The organism is Kitasatospora putterlickiae (assembly GCF_039527695.1).
In the GTDB taxonomy this organism is placed as follows: Bacteria; Actinomycetota; Actinomycetes; order Streptomycetales; family Streptomycetaceae; genus Kitasatospora; species Kitasatospora putterlickiae.
In genome coordinates, this window is the sequence record NZ_BAAAKJ010000454.1 from 4,603 (window position 1) to 6,463 (window position 1,861).

At 74.0% G+C, this 1,861-nt stretch carries 2 protein-coding genes and 1 pseudogene; all 3 read right to left on the reverse strand.

The features are described from left to right. Window positions 1–139, reverse strand: a pseudogene (locus ABD308_RS36515) (MarR family transcriptional regulator); the annotation flags it as partial. A gap of 136 nt (window positions 140–275) precedes the next feature. Further along, the gene (locus tag ABD308_RS36520) at window positions 276–767 is read right to left on the reverse strand and encodes a VOC family protein (RefSeq protein ID WP_344344534.1); all 492 of its coding nucleotides are present in this window, start codon (window positions 765–767) and stop codon (window positions 276–278) included. A 145-nt stretch (window positions 768–912) separates the two neighbouring features. Next, window positions 913–1,861 (reverse strand): RNA polymerase sigma factor (locus ABD308_RS36525; RefSeq protein WP_344344536.1); only part of this gene is annotated, 949 nt, incomplete at its 5' end.

Consider the following 1,861-nt stretch of genomic DNA (forward strand, 5'->3'; position numbering starts at 1 on the left):
GCAGCGAGTACTCCCGTACGCTCAGGTCGTGCTTGGACTGCAGGGCGCGCTCGATGTGCGATTCGATCCTGCCGTGCAGGACGGAAAGCGCACCCCAGCCGCTGGCCAGGGCGGTGAGCGCGGGGTCCGTGGCGGTCATGAGGCCGGTCTCCTTCCGATGGTGGCTGTACCCAAGGGTAAGCCATGAAGGAGAATACCGGCTAGGGCCTATATGAGGCTAGTGCAAGTATTATCCGTCCGGGCCGTCCGGGCCGTCCGCCCGGAGGCCGCCGTGCTCAGCTCGCGAAGCCGCCCTCGGGCCGGATGATCTCCAGATTGGTGCCGTCGGGGTCGTTGAAGTAGGCGACCTTGGTGCCCAGGGCCGCCTCCGGGGTGACCTCGCCCGCGATGAACGTGTAGTCGTCGCCGAGGAAGTCGTACCCGGCCTCCTTCATCCGCCGGTACACCGCGTCGAAGTCGTCCACCCGCAGGCACAGGTGCATCGAGCCGGGGCGGTTCGCCACCCCGTTCGTCCGCTCGCCGACGGGCTCCTGGAACTGGATGAGGTCGATGCCGAGGCTGTTGTCCAGATTGATCGTGGCGTACCGGAGCTTGGCCACCGGCAGCCCCTGCGACCTGCCGAACGGCACGCTGTGCATCGTTCCCTCGGCGACGGGCTCCCGGCCGGTGAGGGCCGTGTAGAAGGCGATCGACGCGTCCAGGTCGGAGACCGAGATCCCGACGTGGGCGGCGCGGGTGAGGTGGACCGGGGTGCTGGATACGGTCACGGGACATCCCTTCGTCCTGCGGCCCTCCTCCGTCGGGGCGGCGCCGGCCGGAACGGGCGGGCCGGCCCCCGGAGAGCCGTCCGCGCTCAATTCTTCCGGGCACCGGGGCGGCCGCAACTCGCCGGCGGCGGGCCCGCGCGGACGCTCACCCCTCCCCGCGCTCCGCCGCGAGCGCGGTGTTGATCCGGGCGGCCCGGCGCGTCAGGTGGTCCCGCTCGGCGAGGTTGGACGCCTCGCGGGCCGCCTCGGCGTACAGCCGCGCCGCCGTCGCCGGATCACCGTCCCGCTCGCGCAGGTAGGCCTCGGCCGCCGTCCGGCGCGGCAGCCCGGCCTCGACCTCCGCCAGCGCCGCCAGCCCGGCGCGCGGGCCGTCCGCCTCACCGACCGCGACCGCCCGGTTGAGCCGGACCACGGGGCTGCCGGTCAGCCGCAGCAGTTCGTCGTACCACTCGACGATCTGCGTCCAGTCCGTCTCCCCGGCCGTCCGCGCGTCCGCGTGCAGCGCCGCCACGGCCGCCTGCGCCTGGAACTCGCCCAGCCGGTCACGGGCCAGGGCCGTCCGGAGGACCGCCACGCCCTCGGCGATCAGCGCGGTGTCCCAGCGGCCGCGGTCCTGCTCGGCGAGCGGAACCAGGGCGCCGTCCGGCGTGGTCCGGGCGGCCCGCCGGGCGTGGTGCAGCAGCATCAGCGCGAGCAGCCCCGCCACCTCGGGGTGGTCGATCCGGGCCGCGAGCTTCCGGGTCAGCCGGATCGCCTCGGCCGCGAGGTCGACGTCCCCCGAGTAGCCCTCGTTGAACACCAGGTAGAGCACCCGCAGCACGGTCGCGACATCGCCGGGCCGCTCGAACCGCACGCCCGACACCGTGCGTTTGGCCCGGCTGATCCGCTGCGCCATCGTCGCCTCCGGCACCAGGTAGGCCCGGGCGATCTGGCGGGTGGTGAGCCCGCCGACGGCGCGCAGCGTCAGCGCCACCGCCGACGCGGGCGTGAGCGAGGGGTGGGCGCACAGGAAGTAGAGCTGGAGCGTGTCGTCGACGGCCGCCGCCGGCCCGGGCGCGGGCTCCTCCTCGACTCGGTCCTCGCGCCGGCGGCGG